The sequence below is a fragment of the SAR324 cluster bacterium genome (genome assembly GCA_029245725.1).
Taxonomy (GTDB): Bacteria; SAR324; SAR324; order SAR324; family NAC60-12; genus JCVI-SCAAA005.
The window spans coordinates 1-2,366 of record JAQWOT010000144.1; the positions used below are offsets into that span (position 1 = coordinate 1).

3 protein-coding genes are annotated in these 2,366 nt (G+C 42.9%); 1 reads left to right on the forward strand and 2 read right to left on the reverse strand.

Features of this window, described 5'->3' with window-relative positions:
- Positions 1-658: 658 nt before the first annotated feature.
- Positions 659-1,234, forward strand: coding sequence for a DUF1501 domain-containing protein (locus tag P8O70_06545; GenBank protein MDG2196533.1), 576 nt, complete (start codon positions 659-661; stop codon positions 1,232-1,234).
- Between the two features lie 48 nt (positions 1,235-1,282).
- Here P8O70_06545 and P8O70_06550 read toward each other — a convergent pair whose 3' ends face one another.
- Positions 1,283-1,690 carry a hypothetical protein gene (locus tag P8O70_06550; protein ID MDG2196534.1) on the reverse strand — a complete coding sequence of 136 codons (408 nt, stop codon included), beginning with the start codon at positions 1,688-1,690 and terminating at the stop codon, positions 1,283-1,285.
- A gap of 7 nt (positions 1,691-1,697) precedes the next feature.
- On the reverse strand, positions 1,698-2,366 hold a 669-nt coding region (locus tag P8O70_06555; protein ID MDG2196535.1), incomplete at its 5' end, for a hypothetical protein.

A 2,366-nucleotide genomic window follows, 5' to 3' on the forward strand; every position in this document is an offset into this window, starting at 1 on the left:
CAAAATATTATTGAAAAACAGAAAATTATAAATTAGGCTGAAATCTTATAATTATATCTCTAAAAGAATCGGAACAGCTTTTGATGCCAGCAGATAATGTAGCAAGAATTCCAAATTTGGTAAAACCAATGAAAAACCTGAAATTGAAAATCACCTTTGTTTTTCTACGAGGATTTCAAGTTTTTTAGCTGAATTTTAACCACATCATTCCTGGCTTTGATGCTAGTCAACTCGACTATCTAAATTCGCTGAGTTGACTGACGCCCATCTCCTCTCAGCCTTGCTCTCCTCATTATTCGATTTCTTTCTCCTATCAATCCTTACTCAAGAACCAGTTTTTGGCTAAGCTTCAATTGAGTTTCGTCAAATAGATATTATTTACAAATTATAATCTTTTTCTGAATTCATTGAAAATACCGTCAATCCAAAATAAAAGATAATTTTTTTTAGACACAATATCAGAAACTTACTGATCACTCGTGTCAATGGTCCTTGGTAGTTGATGGAGCTTGCTGATCCAAACAATAATAAAGGACATCAGTTTAGAACATCATCCTTGATGGACAGGATTAGAGCACTTCACCCAAAGCAATTAGATCGTGGCTTGAGTCGTAATGATTTGATGGGGCGTGAGTGAGCTACAATTGAAGCACATAAAATAGCACTTGAAGGGCAAGCACTCCTTAGAACAGTTACAAACTTAGATTTTGATCCTAATGCTGATGATGGTTCGGGTGTTGATTCTGCTCTATATGCATTCAAAGCTGGTGTTGCCTGTGCTGCTGATGCACAACTCCCAGCCGATCTTGATAGTCATGGCGATTACGATAGACGTCACAATGAAGGTTTGACTAAGCTCAATGAAAGGGTTGACAGAATTTGGACAAATGCTGAGGAGCTTGGTATTGCTCACAGGCTGACTGTTATTCTTACATCAGACTTTGGCAGAACCCCAAACTACAATGATACAAACGGCAATGATCACTGGCCCATTGGCTCTACAATTGTAATGCATCAGAATGCCAGCTGGACGAATCGTACTCTAGGAGTTACAGATGGAGGACCTAATGCTATGCGTGTAAATCCACGCTCACTAGAGCGTGATGATAACAACGGCAATATAATTTATCCCAAGCATGTTCATAGAGCGCTACAACGACACTTGTGTATTGAGTCATTTGCTCAATCTGTTGGGTACGGTATTGATGCTGACAACTTTAACTTCTTCAGTTGATCTAATGAAGTGACTGACACAGGAGAAAGGTGCCAGTTGTTGAGGATTTTATCGGGGTGAACCGTTGTCTGACCAATCCTTGAGGTAGGTAATTTCTCGTTCAGTGAGTGGGGTTGCGTATTCCAGTGGCATTTTTCGGATGCCTCCTAATTTCTGCTCCAAGATTCCAGCCTTGATCCAAACTTCTAGGGAGTCTCCTCCTCGAATCATCCCAACGCTCTCAAAATATCTCAGGTCCAATGTAGATGGTGTTCCATGAGGAGTATAACTGGCAGCAGGAACTTGATGACAACTTGCGCACTTCAGTTCAACTAACTCGCTAATTCCATTTCTCCAAGTAGGGGTTCCTTCGATGACGATTTCTGTTGGTGGTTCATCGCCGAGGGTATCTGCCTCAGAACAAGCCAACAGTAGAAATGAGCAACAAATCAGCAGAAATCCAAGAATCTTGAACATAAGGTCCTTAGCGCATTAAGGTCACAGCGAAAGACCTGTGACGTAAGATCTGATCTGTGGAATGTTGGGTGAAGTTCAGACGAAGATCCGGACGAACCAGATAGCCGATCCCCCCATAGTAATAAGTATAACCCTTAGAAGGCTCCTCAAGCATCACCCCATCCTCCTCAATCGAAAGCTTGTTTTGAACGCTGGAATGACCGACTCCAGCGGAAAGTAACCACTCTTCCCACTGATATCCTAGAGTCGCATCGATCCCTTGCTGTTGCACTTCAAAAACATCTTCCGCGTCAGTCATTGTGATGGGACCATGAATCACCGAACGCGCAAGGTAGGTTCTTGCTGCTAAAGCCCAATCTTTGGCAAACATCCACTGGCACCCCAGCTCTCCAGCTAAAAAGGTGTACCGATATTCCATCACCTCGACAGGAACTTGTAGCCCAACTCCGACCTGATAGCTTTGATCAAAAAATTGACGATAGCGAAATCTTGGCAGAATGGGTGGACCTTCGACAGGCTCTTGCTTGTTCCCGATACGATTATTGACTTCAGGTCGATGCAGCAATTCCACTTCCCATTCCTGTCTTTTGCCCACAACAGCCATGGGCGGACGCTGAGAGCGGAAATCAAGTAGGTGGGCGTAGATCAATTGTAGTCGTTCTGATTGTTCTTGGGC

Coding starts and splice junctions, on each gene's coding strand:
- P8O70_06550 (MDG2196534.1), bottom strand. CDS start 1,690: ATGTTCAAGATTCTTGGATTTCTGCTGATTTGTTGCTCATTTCTACTG.